We start from the raw sequence: 20256 nt of genomic DNA, 5'->3' as shown, positions 1-20256 counted from the left end.
CGTTCTCCCTATCTGATCACACGCGATTCCTTTGCGCCGCCTGCCGGTGTCCGGCAGGTTCTGGCTCGACTGGCGGTTGCGTCGGGTTCGTCGGTGGTGTGTGCCGAACGTCGCTGCGTAACGCCAGTGCATGTGAAGAAGTCTACGTCCGGGGCCCGCTCGGATGGTGCGCGTAGAAGCACTGATCAAAACAAAAATTGTCGTTAAAAAACAATCTGTTGCATGTTTTGTTTTGCATTGCGGAACGGGTTTTGGCATCGCGAAACAGGATATTTGTGCTCTGCACCACGAATTTTTACAAGGCAAGGGCCTGTTCCGCATCGTGAAATTTTGGACGGGTTTGACGAGCGAAGCGCGCGACACGCACGGCATGGTCGCGGAGTGACCGTCGTCACGCGATCACGAGGAGGTGGAGCGGTGGGAGAGGCACGCGTGTGCGCCGGGCATGCGGCGTTTCGCCGCCTGGATGTGGCGGTCACTTAACAGGGCGGGCGCCCGGTTATGATGACGCGGGCAGCCGCTGCTTCCCGAACCATACCGTCGAGAACAAGGAACGATTGATGATACGGAGAACCTTCCTGTCGCACGCCGTCGGCGTCGCCGTCGCGTCGCTGGTCGCGCGCAGCGCGTGGGCGCAGCACGCGGGTCACGCCGGCATGGCCGACATGGAGATGGACGACATGCCCGGGATGTCGGGCATGGCGTCGCACGGTCAGCACGGCAAGCATGCGCCGGCGGCGCGTCCGGCCCCGCTCGCCGCCGCCGATGCGCTGCCGGACGGCGCGCCGCTGGCGTCGCTGCGCACGCTCGCGAACGAGAGCCGCGAGCCCGGGACGTTTCGTGCGACGCTCGTCGCGCAGCCGGTCGCGCGCCCGATGCTGCGCGGCGCGCGACCGACGACGTTCTGGCAATTCGGCGACGGCGCCCAGGGGCCGGTCGTCGGGCCGCTGATCGACGTCCGCGAAGGCGATACGGTCGAGATCCGTTTCGTGAACCGGCTGCCGCAACCGTCGACGATACACTGGCACGGGCTGCCGGTGCCGCCCGATCAGGACGGCAATCCGTCCGGGCCGGTCGCGCCGGGCGCGTCGCACGTCTATCGGTTCACGCTGCCGAAGGGGAGCGCGGGCACGTACTGGTATCACCCGCATCCGCACATGATGACGGCCGAGCAGGTGTTTCGCGGGCTGGCGGGGCCGTTCGTCGTACGCGCGGCGGACGACCCGCTCGCCGGCTGGCCGGAGCGCAACCTGTTCGTGTCCGATCTGAAGCTCGCTCGCGACGGCACGATTGCGCCGAACGACATGATGGACTGGATGAATGGCCGCGAAGGCCAGTTCGTGCTGGTCAATGGCGCGCGACGGCCGCGCGTCGAGGTCGCCGGCGACGAGCGCTGGCGCGTGTGGAACGCGTGCAGCGCGCGCTATCTGCGGCTCGCGTTCGACGACGGGCGTGCGTTCGAGCAGGCCGGCACCGACGGCGGGCTGCTGGAAGCGCCGCGCCGCGTCACGTCGCTGCTGCTCGCGCCGGGCGAGCGCGCGGAGCTGCTGGTGCGCGCGGGCGAGCGCGCGTCGCGCGCGGTGCTGGTCGCGGCCGAATACGACCGGCGCAAGATGGCGATGTCGGACGACGGGCACGGCAGCCTGCCGCCGGATCCGGCGCTGCCGCTCGCCGACGTCGCATTTGCGCCGGCTGCCGCGCGAACGCTGCCCGCGACGCTGCGCGTGGTGCCCGAGCTCGGGAAGCCGGTCGCGGACAAGTCGGTGGCGTTCGGCGAGGAAATGGACATGGACGCGATGATGGCCGCGCCGGCGCATGGCCGTCCGGCCGGCATGCGCTTCACGATCAACGGTGATGTCTATGCACCGCACCGGGCGACACTGACGAGCCGCGCGGGCGACGTCGAGCGCTGGACGATCCGCAACGAAACCGACATGGATCACCCGTTCCACTTGCACGGCACGCAATTCCAGGTGATCGAGCGCGCGTCGGGCGGCGCCCGCACGCCGGAGCCGTTCCGCGCATGGCGCGATACGGTGAACGTGCGCAGCGGCGAAACCGTGACGTTGCTCACGACGCAGGACCTGCGTGGCGAGCGCATGTTCCACTGCCACATCCTCGAGCACGAAGATCTCGGGATGATGGGGACGCTGAAGGTCGTGTAATCGGCCGCGCCGCGCCCATCGAAAGGCGCGGCTGCGGCAAGCCGCGCGCCGGCTTTCGATGCGCAAGTGCTGCGCGATGCCGCGCATTTCGCTGCGCGTGACCGATTGGGACGCGCGGTCAAATCTTGCTTTTTCCCGCCTGACTAACGCCACGAGCTAACGCTCGATGTGGTCGCTGACGCACGTCGTCACGGTTTCGCCAGCCGAGTGAGACAAGTACTACATGACGTGGGGTCAATTACGTACCCGTCTCATGTTTGTTCCAGATGGCGGTCCCTATACTCTGAAGCACGAACTTCACACGATGCGACAGGGGGCTGGTCTTGCCGGACGGGTCTCTGCTGACGTATCGCAAACGGCAAACACCACCGTGCCGTGACGAAGCGCGTGCAGAAGGCGAGGCAGGGCGCAATTTGGCAAGTTGATATCCACGCCTTTTGAATCCAGGCGGTACCGTGCCGCAAGCAACAGAACAATTTAATCAGGAATGCTATGAAATTGAATCGAGGCCTGGCCAATAATGTGGAATATGAGACGCGGTCGTGCGGATTGCGCGTGTTGACCATGCGCGCCGTTGCGGCGAGTGTTGTGGGCACGGCCAGCTTGGCGTCAGCGAGTGCGCAGGCACAGACGCTCCAGGACCTGAGTGACCAGCTCGACAGTCTGAGCAGCTCGCTCGACTCCTTCAAAACGTCGACCAACAATTCGATCACCGGCATCAACAACAAGCTCGCCGGTTCGCTGCCGTCGCCGGGTACGGGGGCAAACAGCGTTGCGCTCGGTGCGAATTCGGCTGCATCGGCGACCGGCAGCACGGCGCTTGGCGATTCCGCATCGGCGTCCGGCACCGGCTCCACCGCGGCGGGCGCGAGTGCATCGGCAAGCGGCACTTCGAGCACGGCGCTGGGCGCGTCGGCGTCGGCGACGGGCAACTTGAGCTTGGCAACCGGCAACGGCGCGAAGGCAACGGGCGACCAGAGCATGGCGGCCGGCACGGGCGCGACGGCCTCGGGCGTGAACAGCTCGGTGGTAGGCGTGCAGGCGTCGGCGACGGGCGCGGACAGCACGGCGCTGGGCGCTTCGGCGTCGGCGACGGGCGATGCGAGCATGGCGCTCGGCAAGGGCGCGAATGCGACGGCGGACCAAAGCATGGCGCTCGGCACGGGCGCGACGGCCTCGGGCGTGAACAGCTCGGCGGTAGGTGTGCAGACATCGGCAACGGGCGCGGACAGTACGGCGCTGGGCGCTTCGGCGTCGGCGACGGGCGATGCGAGCATGGCGCTCGGCAAGGGCGCGAATGCGACGGCGGACCAAAGCATGGCGGCCGGCACGGGCGCGACGGCCTCGGGCGTGAACAGCTCGGCGGCAGGCGTGCAGGCGTCGGCAACGGGCGCGGACAGCACGGCGCTTGGCGCCCGATCGGCGGCGACGGGCGACGGAAGCGTTGCGCTCGGCATGGGCGCGAGCGCAACGGAAACCGACAGCATGGCGCTCGGCTGGAATGCGAGCGCGACGGCGGAGCGGAGCATTGCGGCCGGAAACGGCGCCAGCGCATCGGGTGCGAACAGCACGTCCGTCGGCGTGCAGGCCGCCGCGACGGGCGACCGCAGCACGTCGTTCGGCGCGGACGCTTCGGCGGCGGGCGATGCGAGCCTCGCGGCTGGCGCTGGCGCGACGGCGTCCGGTTCGAGCAGCACCGCGATGGGTGTCGGCGCGCTGGCAAGCGCGGAGGGCAGCTTGGCGACGGGCGTCGCCGCGGCAGCGACCGGTAACGCCAGCGTTGCGACCGGCCTGCAGGCTCAGGCGGGCGGCGCTCGCAGCCTGGCGGTCGGCGCTGGCGCAGTCGCGAGCGGCGACAGTAGCGTGACGCTCGGTTCCGGTGCGTCGGCCACCGGCGCGCAGAGCGCAGCGATCGGCTCCGGCGCCGTTGCGACCGGCACAAACTCGGTCGCGCTTGGAACCGGTTCCGTTGCGGATCGTGACAATACCGTGTCGATCGGCACGCCGGGCAACGAGCGAAAGCTCACCAACTTGTCTGACGGCGTGCTGCCATTCGATGCGGTCAACCTTCGCCAGCTCAATGCGGTCGCGCGACGTGCGTACAGCGGCGTCGCGGCGGCCACCGCGCTGACGATGATCCCGGACGTCGACCCGGGCAAGACGATCGCCGTTGGCATGGGCTTTGGCAGCTATCTTGGCTATCAGGCCGGCGCGTTTGGTGCATCGGTCCGGCTTGGCGAGAACCTGAAGATGAAGGTGGGCGCGGGATTCAGCTCCGCGGCGACGACATGGGGGGCTGGCGCGTCGTATAGCTGGTAACGCGCGCATGTGCCGACGGAGTCGCCGGCACATCGGCGCGCGCGCCGCTTCGGCGGCGCGCCCGTTGTTGCAATGAACGCATTTGCGTCATTTGCACGACAATCTGGCGTCATGCATCGCGATTGGCCGGGAGCGCCAATCAAATCAGCGACACGTTGACGACATATACATAAAAAAAAAGAAACCCGGCGTTTAGCCGGGTTTCCCTCGTCCGAAATCCGTTGCCCTCAGGCGGCCTGGATATTCGAAGCCTGCTTGCCTTTCGGTCCTTGGACGACCTCGAAGCTCACCTTTTGGCCTTCCTTCAGGGTCTTGAAGCCCTGCATGTTGATGGCCGAGAAGTGTGCGAACAGATCCTCACCGCCCTCGTCGGGAGTGATGAAACCGAAGCCCTTCGCGTCATTGAACCATTTGACAATACCAGTTGCCATACCTACTTCCCCTGTCACACAGTCGCTACCTACCACGAGCACGCTCGAAAAGCTAAACGACCGGAAAATACAGCCGTTCCCCCCTCACAGCTCACCTCGGCCTTTATCTTTTTGCCGTTCAGACAAATTGAAAAAAGTGCCAGCTTGATTGTTGGCGCTCTTTATTGGAGTGTCAAGAAAATTTTTAGACGTATAGGGGGCCGTTGTAAAGAACCCATTTTCAGGGTTTTTCCGGCTTTGCCTGTCGGCATCGTCGCAAGCGCGTGGACTTGAAAAGTCGGATAATCGGCTCATATACCAGGCTCGAGTGACACGCGTTCGAGCTTCCCATGCTTGTGGGATACTGGATGCGGATGCGACGTCGCGGTGCGATTCCCCGTGACGGTGCGTGTCCCGCGCCACCTGTGAAAGCCGGCACCGCAGCCGGCTTTCGTATGGCGCGAGCGCAAGCGCGTGGTTCCGGGCTTCCGGGGAGGGCGCCGGCCGGTCGGTCGGGTAATGGCAGGATTGCGGGCCTGTCCGAGTTGTTTAGAATGGGTGTATGGCGATTATCCCGGACAAGCAGGACAGCACCGTCCTGGAACGCAAGCAGCAGAAGCTGAAGCCGCCTTCGATGTACAAGGTGGTGCTGCTCAACGACGACTTCACGCCGATGGAGTTCGTCGTGATGGTCGTGCAGGAGTATTTCAAGAAGGATCGCGAGACGGCCACGCAGATCATGCTGAAGGTCCATCGCGAAGGGCGAGGGGTTTGTGGGGTCTATACGCGGGACATCGCGTCGACCAAGGTTGAGCAAGTCGTTACCCATGCGCGGCAGGCAGGGCATCCGCTGCAGTGCGTGATGGAGGAAGCATGATTGCCCAGGAATTGGAAGTCAGCCTGCACATGGCGTTCATGGAAGCACGTCAGGCGCGCCATGAGTTCATAACGGTCGAGCATCTGCTGCTGGCCCTGCTGGATAATCCGACGGCGGCCGAGGTGTTGCGCGCGTGTGCGGCGAACATCGAGGACCTGCGTCAGAACCTGCGCAATTTCATCCACGACAATACGCCTACCGTCCCGGGCACCGACGACGTCGATACCCAACCGACGCTCGGCTTTCAGCGCGTGATCCAGCGCGCGATCATGCACGTCCAGTCGACGTCGAACGGCAAGAAGGAAGTCACGGGCGCGAACGTGCTCGTCGCGATCTTCGGCGAGAAGGACTCGCACGCGGTGTACTACCTGCAGCAGCAGGGCGTCACCCGCCTCGACGTCGTCAACTTCATCTCGCACGGCATCGCGAAGACCAACAGCGGCGAGGCCGCGAAGTCGAGCGACGCGAACGCCGAGACCGAAGACGCGAACGCGCAGAAGGAAACCCCGCTCGCGCAGTTTACGCAGAACCTGAACCAGATGGCGAAGGACGGCCGCATCGATCCGCTGATCGGGCGCGAGTCCGAAGTCGAGCGCGTCGTGCAGGTGCTGTGCCGCCGCCGCAAGAACAATCCGCTGCTCGTCGGCGAAGCCGGCGTCGGCAAGACCGCGATCGCGGAAGGCCTCGCCTATCGCATCACGCGCGGCGAAGTGCCGGACATCCTCGCGAACGCGCAGGTCTATTCGCTCGACATGGGCGCGCTGCTCGCGGGCACCAAGTATCGCGGCGATTTCGAGCAGCGTCTGAAGACGGTGCTGAAGGAACTGAAGGAGCGCCCGCATGCGATCCTGTTCATCGACGAGATCCATACGCTGATCGGCGCGGGCGCCGCGTCGGGCGGCACGCTCGACGCGTCGAACCTGCTGAAGCCCGCGCTGTCGTCGGGCACGCTCAAGTGCATCGGAGCGACGACGTTCACCGAATATCGCGGCATCTTCGAGAAGGATGCGGCGCTGTCGCGGCGCTTCCAGAAGGTCGACGTGACCGAGCCGACCGTCGAGCAGACGGTCGCGATCCTGCGCGGCCTGAAGTCGCGCTTCGAGGAGCACCACGGCGTCAAGTATTCGGCGGGCGCGCTGTCGGCGGCGGCCGAGCTGTCGGCGCGTTTCATCACCGACCGTCACCTGCCTGACAAGGCGATCGACGTGATCGACGAGGCGGGCGCCGCGCAGCGCATCCTGCCGAAGTCGAAGCAGAAGAAGACGATCGGCAAGAGCGAGATCGAGGAAATCATCGCGAAGATTGCGCGCGTGCCGGCGCAGAGCGTGTCGCAGGACGACCGCAGCAAGCTGCAGACGCTCGACCGCGACCTGAAGAGCGTCGTGTTCGGCCAGGATCCGGCGATCGACGCGCTCGCGGCCTCGATCAAGATGGCGCGCGCGGGCCTCGGCAAGATGGACAAGCCGATCGGCGCGTTCCTGTTCTCCGGCCCGACAGGCGTCGGCAAGACCGAGGTGGCGCGCCAGCTCGCGTTCACGCTCGGCATCGAGCTGATCCGCTTCGACATGTCGGAATACATGGAGCGCCATGCGGTGAGCCGCCTGATCGGCGCGCCGCCGGGCTACGTCGGGTTCGACCAGGGCGGCCTGCTGACCGAAGCCGTCACGAAGAAGCCGCACTGCGTGCTGCTGCTCGACGAGATCGAGAAGGCGCATCCGGACATCTTCAACGTGCTGCTGCAGGTGATGGACCACGGCACGCTGACGGACAACAACGGCCGCAAGGCGGATTTCCGCAACGTCATCATCATCATGACGACGAACGCGGGCGCCGAGTCGATGCAGAAGGCGACGATCGGCTTCACGACGCGCCGCGAAACCGGCGACGAGATGGCCGACATCAAGCGCCTGTTCACGCCGGAGTTCCGCAACCGTCTGGACTCGATCATCAGCTTCCGCTCGCTCGATGAGGAAATCATCATGCGCGTGGTCGACAAGTTCCTGATCCAGCTCGAGGAGCAACTGCACGAGAAGAAGGTCGACGCGCTGTTCACCGACGCGTTGCGCAAGCATCTCGCGAAGCACGGCTTCGACCCGCTGATGGGCGCGCGGCCGATGCAGCGGCTGATCCAGGACACGATTCGTCGCGCGCTGGCCGACGAGCTGCTGTTCGGCAAGCTGGTGAACGGCGGTCACGTGACGGTCGATGTCGACGACAGCGACAAGGTGCAGCTGTCGTTCGACAAGCTGGCGAATCCGCCGCACAAGCCGAACGAGGAAGCGGTGGAAGTCGAATAAGCCACGGTCAATCCGTTTCAGCCAACGGCGCGGGAAGTCTTCCGCGCCGTTTCGTTTTATCTGGCGCCGGCGGCGCCAGCGCGGGTGCAGGGGAGTGAGGGAAGTGTCACAACAACAACGGTCGTTCGACAGCATCGTCGAACGTGAACAAGGGCTGCGCCACGCATTGTCGTCGGGGCAGATGGCGATGATCGCGATCGGCGGCGCGATCGGCACCGGGCTGTTTCTCGGCAGCGGCTTCGCGATCGGGCTCGCCGGCCCGAGCGTGATGATTTCGTATGCGATCGGTGCGCTGATCGCACTGCTGCTGATGGGCGCGCTCGCGGAAATGACCGTCGCGCATCCGACCGCTGGTTCGTTCGGCGCGTATGCGGAGCATTACGTCGGCCCGCTCGCGGGCTTTCTCGTGCGCTACGCGTACTGGTTCGCGGTCGTGTTCGCGATCGGCACCGAGATCAGCGCGATCGCGGTGTTCATGAAGTACTGGTTCCCGACGGTGCCCGGGTGGTATTGGGTGATCGGCTTCTCGGCGCTGCTGATCGCAGTGAACATGGCGAGCGTCACGCTGTACGGGTCGGTCGAGTACGCATTCTCGCTGCTGAAGATCGCGGCGATCGTCGTGTTCGTCGTGCTCGGCGCGTATCTGGTCTGGTCTGCGCCGGCCGCGTCCGGCATCGGCTTCGCGAACTACACCGCGCACGGCGGCTTCCTGCCGAAGGGGCCGTGGGGCACCTGGGTCGCGGTGATCGTCGCGATCTTCAGCTACATGAGCATCGAAGCCGTCGCGATTGCGGCGGGCGAGGCGCGCGACCCGGAGCATGCGGTCACGCGCGCGTTCCGCTCGACCGTGTTCCGGCTCGTGCTGTTCTATCTGCTGACGCTCGCGCTGATGCTCGCGATCGTGCCGTGGACGCAGGCCGGCACCGACGAAAGCCCGTTCGTGAGGGTGATGGCCGCGACGCACGTGCCGTATGCGGCCGGCGTGATCAATTTCGTCGTGCTGGTCGCCGCGCTGTCGGCGATGAACAGCCAGCTCTACGTGACGACGCGGATGATGTTCAGCCTGTCGCGCGCCCGCCTGGCGCCGGCGGTGTTCGGCCGGCTCGGCGTGAACGGCGTGCCGCGCGCGGCGCTGTGGGTGTCGACGAGCGGCGTCGCGGTCGCGGCCGTGCTGGTCGCGCTGTCGCCGGACACCGCATTCACCGTGATGATGGCGATCGCGATGTTCGGCGCGCTGTTCACGTGGCTGATGATCTTCGTCACGCATCTGCGCTTTCGCCGGCATTATCGTGGCCCGGCGCTCGCGTTCCGGATGTGGTGGCATCCGTTCGGCAGCCTGCTCGGCGCGGGCCTGCTCGCCGCGATCCTCCTGACGACCGCGTTTACGCACGAGTTCCGGATGACGATGGTGGTCGGCGTCGCGTTCGTCGTGCTGCTGACGCTCGCTTACGCGCTGCATTACCGGCACCGGCACGCACGCTGAGCGGTCCGGCAACCGCGCGCGGCCGCTCCTCGGGATGCACGCATGCTAAGGCTGCGTTAACCGTGCGTCGATTACATTCGACCCGTCCGCACGGAGGCGGCCTGCGCCGCCTCGCGTTTCCCGCATGAGGTTCGAATGAAAAAACTGCCCGAAATCACCCTCGCTTTCTGGATCATGAAGATCTGCGCGACCACGCTCGGCGAAACCGGCGGCGACCTGCTGTCGATGACGCTGAACGTCGGCTATGCAGTGAGCTCGATCCTGCTGTTCGGTTTCTTCCTCGTCACGCTCGGTGCCCAGCTGAAGACGACGCGCTATCGTCCGGCGATTTACTGGGCGGTGATCGTCGCGACCAGCACCGCCGGCACGACGATGTCCGATTTCATGGATCGCACGCTCGGCCTCGGCTATGCGGCCGGCTCGTCGATCCTCGTCGCGATCCTGCTGGCGATCTTCGCGGCGTGGCGCATGACGGGCGAATCGCTGTCGGTCGATACGATCCGCACGCGCAAGGTCGAGCTGCTGTACTGGGTGGCGATCCTGTTCTCGAACACGCTCGGCACCGCGCTCGGCGATTTCCTCGCGGACAGCTCGGGCCTCGGCTTCGCCGGCGGCGCGCTGCTGATCGGCGGTCTCATCGCGGTGATCGTGCTCGCGCATTACTTCACGCGGATCTCGGGCGTGTTCCTGTTCTGGGCGGCGTTCGTGCTGACGCGCCCGTTCGGCGCGACGGTCGGCGACCTGCTGACGAAGCCGGTCGCGAAGGGCGGGCTCGCGCTCGGCACGGTCGGTTCGTCGGCGGTGCTGCTGGGCGTGCTGGTGGCGCTGGTCGCGTACGCGATGTTCGCGGCGGCGCGTCAGCCGGCGCCGGGCATGGCGCGAATCGGGCGGCCGGCGCAAGAGTAAGCGAAGAAGGGGACGGGGCGGCGCAGGCGTCGCCCCTTTCGTCGTTCAGTGACGGCCGGTGCTGCCGAAGCCGCCCGCGCCGCGATCGCTTGCAGCGAAGTCGTCGACGATGTTGAACTGCGCTTGCACGACCGGCACGATCACGAGCTGCGCGAGGCGTTCGAACGGGTTCAGCACGAATTCCGTTTGCCCGCGGTTCCACGTCGAGATCATCAGCTCGCCCTGGTAGTCGGAGTCGATCAGGCCGACCAGGTTGCCGAGCACGATGCCGTGCTTGTGGCCGAGGCCCGAGCGCGGCAGGATCAGCGCCGCGTAGCCGGGGTCGGCGAGATGGATTGCGAGGCCGGTCGGTACGAGTGCGGTCTCGCCCGGCTTCAGCGTCAGCGGTGCGTCGAGGCACGCGCGCAGGTCGAGGCCGGCGCTGCCGGTCGTTGCGTAGGCAGGCAGGTAGTCGCGCATGCGCGCGTCGAGGATCTTCAGGTCGAGTTTCATTCGGTCGTCGATTCGGGGAAAAAACGCGGCGGCAGCCGAAGTGCCGCCGCGCAGGGCGTCAGATCAGGCGGTTGTCGGGCAGGCGCTTCGCGATTTCGTCGATGAGCACGTGCGCGAGCGTGTCCTTCGGCGCGCGCGGCAGGTGCGTGATGCCCGCCGCCTCGAACAGCATGACTTCGTTGTCGTCGCGGCCGAACGTGAGCGGGCCGAGATTGCCGACGAGGAGCGGCACGTTCTTGCGCTTGCGCTTCTCGTCGCCGTGCACGTCGAGATCGCCGCTCTCGGCCGCGAAGCCGACGCAGAACGGCGGATCGGGGAGCGCCGCGACCGACGCGAGGATGTCCGGGTTCTCGACGAACGTCAGCGCGGGCATCTTGCGCTCGGCGGTCTTCTTGATCTTGTGCTCGGCGGGGTGCGCGACGCGCCAGTCGGCGACCGCCGCCACCGCGATGAAGATGTCCGCGTCGGCCACCGCGTGCATCACCGCGTCGTACATCTGCTGCGCGGTCTGCACGTCTTCCCGGTATACGCCCCACGGCGTTGCCAGCGCAACGGGGCCGGCGACCAGATGCACTTCCGCGCCGGCCTGCTGCGCCGCGCGCGCGAGCGCGAAGCCCATCTTGCCGCTCGAGCGGTTGGTGAGCCCGCGCACCGGGTCGAGCGGTTCGAAGGTCGGGCCGGCCGTGATCAGCACGCGCCGATGCGCGAGCCGCTTCGGCTGGAAGTGCGCGACGATCGCCTCGTAGATCGCTTCCGGCTCGAGCATGCGGCCGTCGCCGACCTCGCCGCACGCCTGCGCGCCCGAATCGGGGCCGAGCACCGACACGCCGTCCGCGCGCAGCTGCGCGACGTTGCGCTGGGTGGCCGGGTTCTGCCACATCTGGCGATTCATCGCGGGCACGACGAGCAGCGGACAATCGCGCGCGACGCACAGCGTCGACAGCAGGTCGTCCGCGAACCCGTGCGCGAGCTTCGCGAGGAAGTCGGTCGACGCGGGCGCGATGACGATCGCGTCGGCTTCGCGCGACAGGTCGATGTGCGCCATGTTGTTGTCGATGCGCGGGTCCCACTGGCTCGTGTAGACGGGCCGGCCGGACAGCGCCTGCATCGTGACGGGCGTGATGAACTGGGTGGCGGCTTCCGTCATCGCGACCTGCACGGTCGCGCCCGCCTTGGTGAGCAGGCGGGTCAGCTCGGCGATCTTGTAGCAGGCGATGCCGCCCGTCAGGCCGAGGACGAGGTGTTTTCCTGCGAGTTCTGCGTGTGCCAACTCGGGCCTCCGAAGGGGTCGATCAAGACGGCCGGCGCGAGGCCGGCCGTCGACGCAGAGTATGCGCGCTTTATGCGGGCTTAGCGCGCGCCGCGCACGCGACGCAGCTCGTCGTAGATCAGCAGCACCGCGCCGACCGTGATCGCGGAATCGGCGAGGTTGAACGCCGGGAAATGCCAGGCGGCGACGTGGAAGTCGAGGAAGTCGATCACGTGGCCGTAGACGAGCCGGTCGATCACGTTGCCGAGCGCGCCGCCGAGGATCAGCGCGAGCGACAGGCTGAACAGGCGCTGATGGCCGTGGCGCTTCAGCAGGTAGCAGATCACGAGCGTCGCGCCGATGCCGAGCGCGGTGAACGCCCAGCGCTGCCAGCCGCCCGCCGCCGCGAGAAAGCCGAACGCGGCGCCGCGGTTGTAGACGAGCACCAGGTTGAAGAACGACGTCAGCGCGTGCTGAGCGCCGTACGCGAAGGTCTTCAGGATCGCGATCTTCGTCAGCTGGTCGAACAGGATGACGATCAGCGAAATGCCGAGCCACGGCGCTAGCGCGCCACTTGCCGATTTCGACAGGGTTTTCGCCATTTATGCAGCGCTCCGGATTTCGCCGTTTTCAAACAGGTTCGAGAAGCAGCGGCCGCACAGCGTCGGGTGATCGGCGTGCGTGCCGACGTCCTCGCGGTAGTGCCAGCAGCGCTCGCACTTCTGGTACGTCGAGGCGGCCACGTCGACGCTCTCGTGCGCTTCGTCGTCGACCTTGACGACCGTCGCGGCCGACGTGATCAGCACGAACTTCAGGTCGTCGGCGAGGCTCGTCAGTGCGTCGTAGCGCGCGCCGCTCGCGTGCACCGTGACTTCCGCCTGCAGCGACGAGCCGATGCGGTTCGCGGTGCGCGCTTCCTCGAGCGCCTTCGTGACGTTGCCGCGCACGTCGCGCAGGAGCGTCCACTTCGCGATCAGCGCATCCGCTTCGGCGACGTCCGGATACGCGTAGTACGTTTCCGTGAAGATCGTGTCGCTGGCCGGCTGGAACACCTTCCACGCTTCCTCGGCGGTGAACGACAGGAACGGCGCGAGCACGCGCAGCAGGCCCTGCGTCAGGTGATGGAGCGCCGTCTGCGCGGAGCGGCGCGCCTTCGAATCGGCCGCGCTCGTGTACAGGCGATCCTTCAGCACGTCGAGGTAGAAGCCGCCGAGGTCTTCCGAGCAGTACGTCTGCAGCTTCGCGACGACCGGGTGGAACTCGTACTTCTCGTAGTGCGCGAGCAGCTCCGCCTGCAGCTGTGCGGAGAACGCGACTGCGTAGCGGTCGATCTCGAGCCATTCGCCGACCGGCAGCGCATGCTGCGCGTAGTCGAAATCGGACAGGTTCGCGAGCAGGAAGCGCAGCGTGTTGCGGATGCGGCGATAGCCTTCCGTCACGCGCTTCAGGATTTCCTCGGAGATCGCGAGCTCGCCCGAGTAGTCGGTCGACGCGATCCACAGGCGGATGATCTCCGCGCCGAGGCGGTTCGCGACTTCATGCGGATCGATGCCGTTGCCGAGCGACTTGCTCATCTTGCGGCCTTCGCCGTCGACGGTGAAGCCGTGCGTGAGCAGGCCCTTGTACGGCGCGCGGCCGTCGAGCATCGACGCGGTCAAGAGCGACGAGTGGAACCAGCCGCGGTGCTGGTCCGAGCCTTCGAGGTACAGGTCGGCCGGGAACTGCAGCGCGTCCTTGTGGGAGCCGCGCAGCACGTGCCAGTGGGTCGTGCCCGAGTCGAACCACACGTCGAGCGTGTCGCGGTTCTTCTCGTACATGTTCGCGTCGTCGCCGATCAGCTCGCGCGGATCGAGCGATTGCCACGCCTCGATGCCCGACTGCTCGACGCGCTTCGCGACTTCTTCCAGCAGTTCCAGCGTGCGCGGATGCAGCTCGCCGGTTTCCTTGTGCACGAAGAACGCCATCGGCACGCCCCACTGGCGCTGGCGCGACAGCGTCCAGTCCGGGCGGTTCTCGATCATGCTGTGCAGGCGCTGCTTGCCCCACGACGGGTAGAACGCGGTCGCGTCGACGCCCGCGAGCGCGGTTTCGCGCAGCGTCGCGCCGCCGTCGTGCGGCGTCACGTCCATGCCGGCGAACCACTGCGACGTCGCACGGTAGATGATCGGCGTCTTGTGGCGCCAGCAGTGCATGTAGCTGTGCGTGTACTTCTCGTTGCGCAGCAGCGAGCCTGCCGCGTTCAGCGCCTCGACGATCTTCGGGTTCGCGTCCCAGATCGACAGGCCGCCGAACAGCGGCAGCGATTCGATGTAGCGGCCGTCGCCCATCACCGGGTTGATGATGTCCGAATCGGTCATCCCGTGCGCCTTGCAGGACACGAAGTCCTCGACGCCGTAAGCGGGCGACGAGTGCACGACGCCGGTGCCGGTGTCGGTCGTCACGTAGTCGCCGAGATAGACGGGCGACGTGCGCTTGTAGCCGGGGTGGGCCGCGGCGAGCGGGTGGTGGAAGCGCAGGTTGACGAGCTTCTCGCCGAGCGTCGTCGCGACGACGCGGCCGGTCAGCTTGAAGTCCTCCATGCACGCGGCGACGCGCTCTTCCGCGATGATCAGGAGGCCGCGCTCGGTGTCGACCAGCGCGTAGACGATCTCGGGATGCAGGTTCAGCGCCTGGTTCGCCGGGATCGTCCACGGCGTGGTGGTCCAGATCACGATGCCGCCGTCGGCGCGCGGCAGCGCCGGCAGGCCGAACGCCTGCGCGGTCTTGTCCGGCTCCGCGAACGGGAACATCACGTCGATCGTCGGGTCGGTGCGGTCCTTGTACTCGACTTCCGCCTCGGCGAGCGCCGAGCCGCAGTCGAAGCACCAGTTCACCGGCTTCAGGCCGCGATACACGTAGCCCTTCTCGATGATCTTGCCGAGCGCGCGGATCTCTTCCGCCTCGTTGACGAAATTCATCGTCTTGTACGGGTTGCCCCAGTCGCCCAGCACGCCGAGCCGCTTGAAGCCGGCCTTCTGCTTCTCGATCTGCTCGGTCGCGTACGCGCGCGCCTTGGTCATCACTTCGGCCGCCGGCAGCGACTTGCCGAACTGCTTCTCGATCTGGATCTCGATCGGCATCCCGTGGCAGTCCCAGCCCGGCACGTACGGCGCGTCGAAGCCCGCCATGTTGCGCGACTTGACGACGATGTCCTTCAGGATCTTGTTCACCGCGTGGCCGAGGTGGATGTCGCCGTTCGCATACGGCGGGCCGTCGTGCAGGATGAACTTCGGCCGGCCCTGGCTGGCCGCGCGGATCTTCTCGTAGAGGCCGCGCGTTTCCCATTCCTTGACCCACTGCGGCTCGCGCTTCGGCAGGTCGCCGCGCATCGGGAACGGCGTGTCGAGCAGGTTGACCGGATACTTGGCCTGCGGTTTCGAATCGGCTTTCTTGTTGCTCATGATGAGATCGCTATCAAATCGGGGGACGCTCGTGCGTCGTGAATCGGGTGAGCGCGCGCGGCGGCGGCGCCGGGATGCGGCGCATGGCGCCGCCAGCCGGGATCAGCTAATTCGGTCGGTGGCCGACGTCGAGAAGCCGGTCGTGCGGCTGCCGGGCGCGTGGTCGCGCGCCGCGAAGTACGCGCGGGCGTGCGCGACGTCCTGCGCGATCGCGCGCGACAGCGCTTCGAGATCGTCGAACTTCGCCTCGTCGCGCAGCTTCTGCAGGAATTCGACGCGCACGAGCTTGCCGTAGGCGTCGCCGTGCCAGTCGAGCAGGTGGACTTCGAGCAGCACGCGGCCCGAATCGACGACGGTCGGGCGCAAGCCTAGGCTCGCGACGCCGGGCAGCGGGGTGTCGGCGAGGCCGTGGACCTGGACGACGAAGATGCCCATCAGCGCCGGCCGCTTGTGCGCGATCGGCAGGTTCAGCGTCGGGAAGCCGAGGTCGCGGCCGAGCTTCAGGCCGTGCGTGACGTGGGCGCTGATCGCGTAGCCGTGGCCGAGTGCCTGCGCGGCAGCGGCGAGATTGCCTGCCGCGAGCGCGGCGCGCACGCCCGAGCTGGAAATGCGCGCGCCGTCGCTGCCGGCGACCGTGCCCATCTGCTCGACCTCGAAGCCGTGCTGCTCGCCGGCCGCCTTCAGCGTGTCGAACGTGCCCGCGCGCTTCGCGCCGTAGCAGAAATCGTCGCCGACCATCATCCAGCGCGTGTGCAGCCCGCCCACGAGCGTGCGCTCGACGAACGCCTGCGGCGACTGGCTCGCGAACGTATGGTTGAAATGCTCGACGACGACGCGGTCGACGCCGTGCTCACGCAGCGCTTCCAGCTTGTCGCGCAGCATCGCGATGCGCGGCGGCGCGCCGGCCGGGTTGAAGAATTCGCGCGGGTGCGGCTCGAAAGTCATCACGCAGACGGGCAGGCCGCGCGCGTCCGCTGCCGCGCGCACGCGCGCGAGCAGGGCCTGGTGGCCGCGATGGACACCGTCGAAGTTGCCGATCGTCAGCGCGCACGGGGCGCGGCTTTCGGCGTTGGGCAGGCCGCGGAAGACTTTCACGATAGCGGGTGCAGCGTCGGGGAATGAGCGGATCGAGGCCGCAAAGCAGAAGATTATAAACGTTCGGGCGGGCCGGCGGCTCAGGAGGCGGGAAACGCGAGGCCGAATGGTAAAATTCGCGGATGAAAAAACTCGTGATCCTGATTTCCGGTCGCGGCAGCAACATGGAGGCCATCGTCCGCGCGTGCGCGCAGGAACGGTGGCCGGCCGAGGTCGCCGCCGTGATCGCCAACCGGCCCGACGCGTCCGGCCTGGCTTTTGCCGCGTCGCACGGGGTGGCGACCGCGGTGGTCGACCACCGGTCGTTCGACGGCCGTGACAGCTTCGACGCGGCGCTCGCCGCCGAAATCGACCGTTTCGCGCCCGACCTCGTCGTCCTCGCGGGCTTCATGCGCATCCTCACGCCGGCATTCGTCAGACAATACGAGGGCCGGCTGCTGAACATCCATCCGTCGCTGCTGCCGAGCTTCAAGGGCATCCACACGCACCAGCAGGCGCTGGACGCGGGTGTCGCGCTGCACGGCGCAAGCGTGCATTTCGTGATTCCCGAGCTCGACAGCGGCGCGATCGTCGCGCAGGGCGCGGTGCCCGTGCGCGCGGGCGACGACGCGGCGGCGCTCGCGCAGCGCGTGCTGGCGGTCGAGCATGTGCTGTATCCGCGCGCGGTGCGCTGGTTCGTCGAAGGGCGCCTGCGCCTCGAGAACGGCCGCGCGGTCGTGGCGCCGGAAGAGGCGCGCTGGATTTTCGCGGACCAACCGCATACCGAAACAAGTGAGGGCGTATGAAGCTGCACGGATTCCTGATCGGCCAGACCGAGACTTTGCTGGCCGAGGTGCTGAAGTTCGCCGGCCCCGCCGACGCGACGACGAGCCGGTTCTTCCGCGCGCACCCGAAGCTCGGGCATGCCGAGCGCGGCGTGATTGCCGAGGCCGTGTTCGCGGTGCTGCGCCGGAAGATGGAGTTCGCGCACCTCGCCGAGAGCGGCACGGGCAGCCCCGCGCGGCGTCTGACGCTGCTCGGCCTGATGCAGACGGTCGGCCGCAACGCGCTGAAGCCGTTCGTGTCCGACACGGAAGCGGCCTGGCTCGAACACGTGTCGAAGATCGATCCGGCGAGCCTGCCGGTGCGCGTGCGCGCGAACCTGCCGGACTGGATCCAGCAGGCGCTGTCGTCGCGCTTCGACGCCGAGGAGCTCGCGCAGCTCGCCGCCGCGATGAACTACCCGGCGCCGCTCGACCTGCGCGCGAACGCGCAGAAGGCGACCCGCGACCAGGTGATCGACGCGCTGCGCGCGAACGGCATTGACGCGGGCGCGACGCCGTTCGCGCCGTTCGGCGTGCGCGTCGTCGGCAAGCCGGCGCTCACGCGCCTGAAGCTGTTCGAGGAAGGCCAGATCGAGGTGCAGGACGAGGGCAGCCAGCTGCTGTGCTCGCTCGTCGCGCCGCGCCGCGGCGAGATGATCGTCGACTTCTGCGCGGGCGCGGGCGGCAAGACGCTCGCGCTCGGCGCGATGATGCGCTCGACCGGCCGCCTGTATGCGTTCGACGTGTCCGAGAAGCGGCTCGCGAAGCTGAAGCCGCGCCTCGCGAGAAGCGGGCTGTCGAACGTGAACCCGGTGCTGATCGACAGCGAGCACGACGCGAAGATCAAGCGGCTCGCCGGCAAGATCGACCGCGTGCTGGTCGACGCGCCGTGCAGCGGCCTCGGCACGCTGCGCCGCAACCCGGACCTGAAGTGGCGCCAGTCGCGCACGTCGATCGACGAGCTCACGCCGAAGCAGGCGTCGATCCTCGCGAGCGCGGCGCGTCTCGTGAAGAAGGGCGGGCGGCTCGTCTACGCGACCTGCAGCTTGCTCGACGCGGAAAACGAGGCGATCGTCGCGCAGTTCCTCGCCGATCATCCGGAGTTCGTGCTGGTGCCGGCGCAGAAGGTGCTGGCCGACCAGCGCATCGCGCTCGATACCGGCGACTACCTGTCGCTGTGGCCGCACCGCCATGCGACCGACGGCTTCTTCGCCGCCGTGCTCGAGCGGCGCGCGCAGGCGTAACGGCTGGCCGCACGGATGATGCAGAACCTGCAGAGCCGCCTGCTGTCGCGCCGTCTCGCGTCGGTGATCCGGGACTTCAACCAGCCGGTGATGATCTGGCAGGCGGCGATCCTGGTCGGCGCGCTGTGCTTCGCGTGGCTCGCCGCGCGCTTCGTGCACGGCCGCATCGACGCGCGCCGTCGCGCGTCCGGGCGCGGGCCCGGCGCGGGCGCGCAGAGCCTGAAGCGCGCGCTGTTCCCGCTGTTCGGCGGCGTGTTCGTGTGGATCGCGCAGCTCGCGTTCGACCCGTTCATGTCGACGGCGCTGCTGTCGCTCGCGCTCGTGCCGCTCATCGGCATCGGGCTCATCTACGTGCTGTTCTTCTTCGCGCGGCGCGTGTTCGCGCGCGACGGCAGCACCCACGCGTGGCTGTCGATCGTCGAGAAGATCGTGTCGACCGTCGTGTGGGCCGCGATGGTGCTGACCGTGCTCGGCATCCAGCGCGACGTGATCGCGTGGCTCGACAGCGTGCAGTTCCGCGTCGCGAACGCGCACCTCACGCTGCTGTCGCTGATCTCCGGCGCGCTGTGGATCTGCGTGACGCTGCTGGTCGCGATGTGGCTCGGCTCGGTGCTCGAGGATCGCCTGACGCGCGCGAGCACGCTCGACGCGAACCTGAAGGTCGTGCTGTCGCGGGTCGGGCGCGCGCTGCTCGTGTTCGCGGCGGTGCTGATCGGGCTGTCGCTCGTCGGCATCGACGTGACCGTGCTCGGCGTGTTCGGCGGCGCGGTCGGCGTCGGGCTCGGCTTCGGCCTGCAGAAGATCGCGAGCAACTACGTGTCGGGCTTCATCATCCTGCTCGACCGGTCGCTGCGGCTCGGCGACGCGATCAGCGTCGGCGGGCTGCAGGGCATCGTCACGCAGATCCGCACGCGCTACACGGTCGTGCGCGGCCTCGACGGCAACGAGACGCTGATCCCGAACGAGAAGCTGATCACCGACGTCGTGCAGAACCAGTCGTCGTACCTGACGCGCGGCTACGCGAAGGTCGCGGTGCAGGTCGCGTACACGAGCGACGTCGAGCACGCGCTGACGCTGCTCGCCGAGGCCGCGACGGGCGTGCCGCGCGTGCTCGAGGAGCCGGCGCCGACGCCGTATCTCGTGAGCTTCGGCGCGGACGGCATCGATCTCGAGCTCGGCTTCTGGATCGAGGATTCCGCGAAAGGCACGTCGGGCGTGCGCTCGACGGTGAACCGCAACATCTGGCGGCTCTTTAGCGAGCACGGGATCTCGATCCCGTTCCCGCAGCGCGAGGTGCGCGTCGTCGGCCTGCCGGACGGCTTCGCGGCGACGCGCGCCGAGGACGGCGACGGCGCGGCCGGCCGCGCCGTCGTGTAAGCCGGCCAGACGCGGAGCGCCGGGCCGGCGGAGTCCGCCGCTGGACTGCCGGCGTTGCGTCAAGGCAAGAAATATTCATTTTTTACAAAGACTTGGAAC

17 protein-coding genes and 1 pseudogene are annotated in these 20256 nt (G+C 67.3%); 11 read left to right on the top strand and 7 right to left on the bottom strand.

The genetic code is table 11. The annotated features are described in order from the left end of the window. Positions 1-163 precede the first annotated feature (163 nt). The 4 genes and pseudogenes from ACFIMZ_RS15520 to ACFIMZ_RS15505 all read left to right on the top strand — a co-directional run bounded on the left by ACFIMZ_RS15520 (position 164) and on the right by ACFIMZ_RS15505 (position 4484). Entirely contained in the window at positions 164-385 is a 222-nt protein-coding gene (locus ACFIMZ_RS15520) for a hypothetical protein (protein ID WP_431820273.1), read from the top strand. Positions 386-560: 175 nt separating this feature from the next. Next, positions 561-2165, top strand: coding sequence for a multicopper oxidase family protein (locus tag ACFIMZ_RS15515; RefSeq protein WP_431820272.1), 1605 nt, complete (start codon positions 561-563; stop codon positions 2163-2165). Between the two features lie 492 nt (positions 2166-2657). Beyond that, positions 2658-3593: pseudogene (locus ACFIMZ_RS15510) on the top strand (hypothetical protein); the annotation flags it as partial. A gap of 57 nt (positions 3594-3650) precedes the next feature. Next, on the top strand, positions 3651-4484 hold the full coding sequence (locus ACFIMZ_RS15505; RefSeq protein ID WP_431822511.1) for a YadA family autotransporter adhesin: 834 nt from the start codon (positions 3651-3653) through the stop codon (positions 4482-4484). Between the two features lie 227 nt (positions 4485-4711). Here the strand turns inward: ACFIMZ_RS15505 and ACFIMZ_RS15500 are convergent, their stop codons facing one another. Then, complete coding sequence (locus ACFIMZ_RS15500) at positions 4712-4915, bottom strand: cold-shock protein (RefSeq protein WP_004196460.1); 204 nt, start codon at positions 4913-4915, stop codon at positions 4712-4714. Positions 4916-4999: 84 nt separating this feature from the next. Then, the gene (locus ACFIMZ_RS15495) at positions 5000-5209 is read right to left on the bottom strand and encodes a hypothetical protein (protein ID WP_431820271.1); all 210 of its coding nucleotides are present in this window, start codon (positions 5207-5209) and stop codon (positions 5000-5002) included. A 247-nt stretch (positions 5210-5456) separates the two neighbouring features. Here ACFIMZ_RS15495 and clpS point away from each other — a divergent pair, with 247 nt between their 5' ends. The 4 genes from clpS (at position 5457) to ACFIMZ_RS15475 (ending at position 10457) form a co-directional block, all read left to right on the top strand. Continuing rightward, positions 5457-5771, top strand: a complete 315-nt coding sequence (gene clpS, locus ACFIMZ_RS15490) for an ATP-dependent Clp protease adapter ClpS (protein WP_006398529.1) — start codon at positions 5457-5459, stop codon at positions 5769-5771. After that, entirely contained in the window at positions 5768-8068 is a 2301-nt protein-coding gene (gene clpA / locus ACFIMZ_RS15485; protein WP_431820270.1) for an ATP-dependent Clp protease ATP-binding subunit ClpA, read from the top strand. Before clpS ends, clpA begins: the two co-directional genes overlap by 4 nt. Positions 8069-8171: 103 nt before the next feature. Next, positions 8172-9551, top strand: coding sequence for an amino acid permease (locus tag ACFIMZ_RS15480; RefSeq protein ID WP_431820269.1), 1380 nt, complete (start codon positions 8172-8174; stop codon positions 9549-9551). A 135-nt stretch (positions 9552-9686) separates the two neighbouring features. Next, the gene (locus ACFIMZ_RS15475) at positions 9687-10457 is read left to right on the top strand and encodes a COG4705 family protein (protein ID WP_431820268.1); all 771 of its coding nucleotides are present in this window, start codon (positions 9687-9689) and stop codon (positions 10455-10457) included. Between the two features lie 45 nt (positions 10458-10502). Here the strand turns inward: ACFIMZ_RS15475 and dut are convergent, their stop codons facing one another. The 5 genes from dut to ACFIMZ_RS15450 form a co-directional block, all read right to left on the bottom strand. Further along, positions 10503-10949, bottom strand: coding sequence for a dUTP diphosphatase (dut, locus tag ACFIMZ_RS15470; protein ID WP_010090930.1), 447 nt, complete (start codon positions 10947-10949; stop codon positions 10503-10505). 58 nt (positions 10950-11007) lie between these two features. Next, on the bottom strand, positions 11008-12219 hold the full coding sequence (gene coaBC / locus ACFIMZ_RS15465) for a bifunctional phosphopantothenoylcysteine decarboxylase/phosphopantothenate--cysteine ligase CoaBC (protein ID WP_431820267.1): 1212 nt from the start codon (positions 12217-12219) through the stop codon (positions 11008-11010). A gap of 80 nt (positions 12220-12299) precedes the next feature. Continuing rightward, on the bottom strand, positions 12300-12800 hold the full coding sequence (gene lspA / locus ACFIMZ_RS15460; protein WP_431820266.1) for a signal peptidase II: 501 nt from the start codon (positions 12798-12800) through the stop codon (positions 12300-12302). Beyond that, complete coding sequence (ileS, locus tag ACFIMZ_RS15455) at positions 12801-15638, bottom strand: isoleucine--tRNA ligase (RefSeq protein ID WP_431820265.1); 2838 nt, start codon at positions 15636-15638, stop codon at positions 12801-12803. A 102-nt stretch (positions 15639-15740) separates the two neighbouring features. After that, entirely contained in the window at positions 15741-16733 is a 993-nt protein-coding gene (locus tag ACFIMZ_RS15450; RefSeq protein ID WP_431820264.1) for a bifunctional riboflavin kinase/FAD synthetase, read from the bottom strand. A gap of 122 nt (positions 16734-16855) precedes the next feature. Between ACFIMZ_RS15450 and purN the strand changes: the two genes are divergently transcribed. Genes purN through ACFIMZ_RS15435 form a run of 3 tightly spaced genes read left to right on the top strand, consistent with a single transcriptional unit; the run spans position 16856 to position 20157 of the window. Further along, positions 16856-17518, top strand: coding sequence for a phosphoribosylglycinamide formyltransferase (gene purN, locus ACFIMZ_RS15445; RefSeq protein ID WP_431820263.1), 663 nt, complete (start codon positions 16856-16858; stop codon positions 17516-17518). Next, positions 17515-18780 (top strand): RsmB/NOP family class I SAM-dependent RNA methyltransferase, encoded by a 1266-nt coding sequence (locus tag ACFIMZ_RS15440; protein ID WP_431820262.1) that lies wholly within the window; start codon positions 17515-17517, stop codon positions 18778-18780. Before purN ends, ACFIMZ_RS15440 begins: the two co-directional genes overlap by 4 nt. 18 nt (positions 18781-18798) lie before the next feature. After that, positions 18799-20157, top strand: coding sequence for a mechanosensitive ion channel family protein (locus ACFIMZ_RS15435; RefSeq protein WP_431822510.1), 1359 nt, complete (start codon positions 18799-18801; stop codon positions 20155-20157). Positions 20158-20256 lie beyond the last annotated feature (99 nt).

The organism is Burkholderia sp. F1 (assembly GCF_050813845.1).
In the GTDB taxonomy this organism is placed as follows: domain Bacteria; phylum Pseudomonadota; class Gammaproteobacteria; order Burkholderiales; family Burkholderiaceae; genus Burkholderia; species Burkholderia ubonensis.
The sequence above is the reverse complement of the archived record's forward strand: the minus strand, read 5'-3'. Positions and strand labels throughout refer to the sequence as shown.

What these genes read in the sequence shown, in the direction of transcription:
- ACFIMZ_RS15520 (WP_431820273.1), top strand. Translation starts at nt 164, where the DNA reads ATGGTGCGCGTAGAAGCACTGATCAAAACAAAAATTGTCGTTAAAAAA.
- ACFIMZ_RS15515 (WP_431820272.1), top strand. Translation starts at nt 561, where the DNA reads ATGATACGGAGAACCTTCCTGTCGCACGCCGTCGGCGTCGCCGTCGCG.
- ACFIMZ_RS15505 (WP_431822511.1), top strand. Translation starts at nt 3,651, where the DNA reads ATGGCGCTCGGCTGGAATGCGAGCGCGACGGCGGAGCGGAGCATTGCG.
- ACFIMZ_RS15500 (WP_004196460.1), bottom strand. Translation starts at nt 4,915, where the DNA reads ATGGCAACTGGTATTGTCAAATGGTTCAATGACGCGAAGGGCTTCGGT.
- ACFIMZ_RS15495 (WP_431820271.1), bottom strand. Translation starts at nt 5,209, where the DNA reads ATGAGCCGATTATCCGACTTTTCAAGTCCACGCGCTTGCGACGATGCC.
- clpS (WP_006398529.1), top strand. Translation starts at nt 5,457, where the DNA reads ATGGCGATTATCCCGGACAAGCAGGACAGCACCGTCCTGGAACGCAAG.
- clpA (WP_431820270.1), top strand. Translation starts at nt 5,768, where the DNA reads ATGATTGCCCAGGAATTGGAAGTCAGCCTGCACATGGCGTTCATGGAA.
- ACFIMZ_RS15475 (WP_431820268.1), top strand. Translation starts at nt 9,687, where the DNA reads ATGAAAAAACTGCCCGAAATCACCCTCGCTTTCTGGATCATGAAGATC.
- dut (WP_010090930.1), bottom strand. Translation starts at nt 10,949, where the DNA reads ATGAAACTCGACCTGAAGATCCTCGACGCGCGCATGCGCGACTACCTG.
- lspA (WP_431820266.1), bottom strand. Translation starts at nt 12,800, where the DNA reads ATGGCGAAAACCCTGTCGAAATCGGCAAGTGGCGCGCTAGCGCCGTGG.
- ileS (WP_431820265.1), bottom strand. Translation starts at nt 15,638, where the DNA reads ATGAGCAACAAGAAAGCCGATTCGAAACCGCAGGCCAAGTATCCGGTC.
- purN (WP_431820263.1), top strand. Translation starts at nt 16,856, where the DNA reads ATGAAAAAACTCGTGATCCTGATTTCCGGTCGCGGCAGCAACATGGAG.
- ACFIMZ_RS15440 (WP_431820262.1), top strand. Translation starts at nt 17,515, where the DNA reads ATGAAGCTGCACGGATTCCTGATCGGCCAGACCGAGACTTTGCTGGCC.
- ACFIMZ_RS15435 (WP_431822510.1), top strand. Translation starts at nt 18,799, where the DNA reads ATGCAGAACCTGCAGAGCCGCCTGCTGTCGCGCCGTCTCGCGTCGGTG.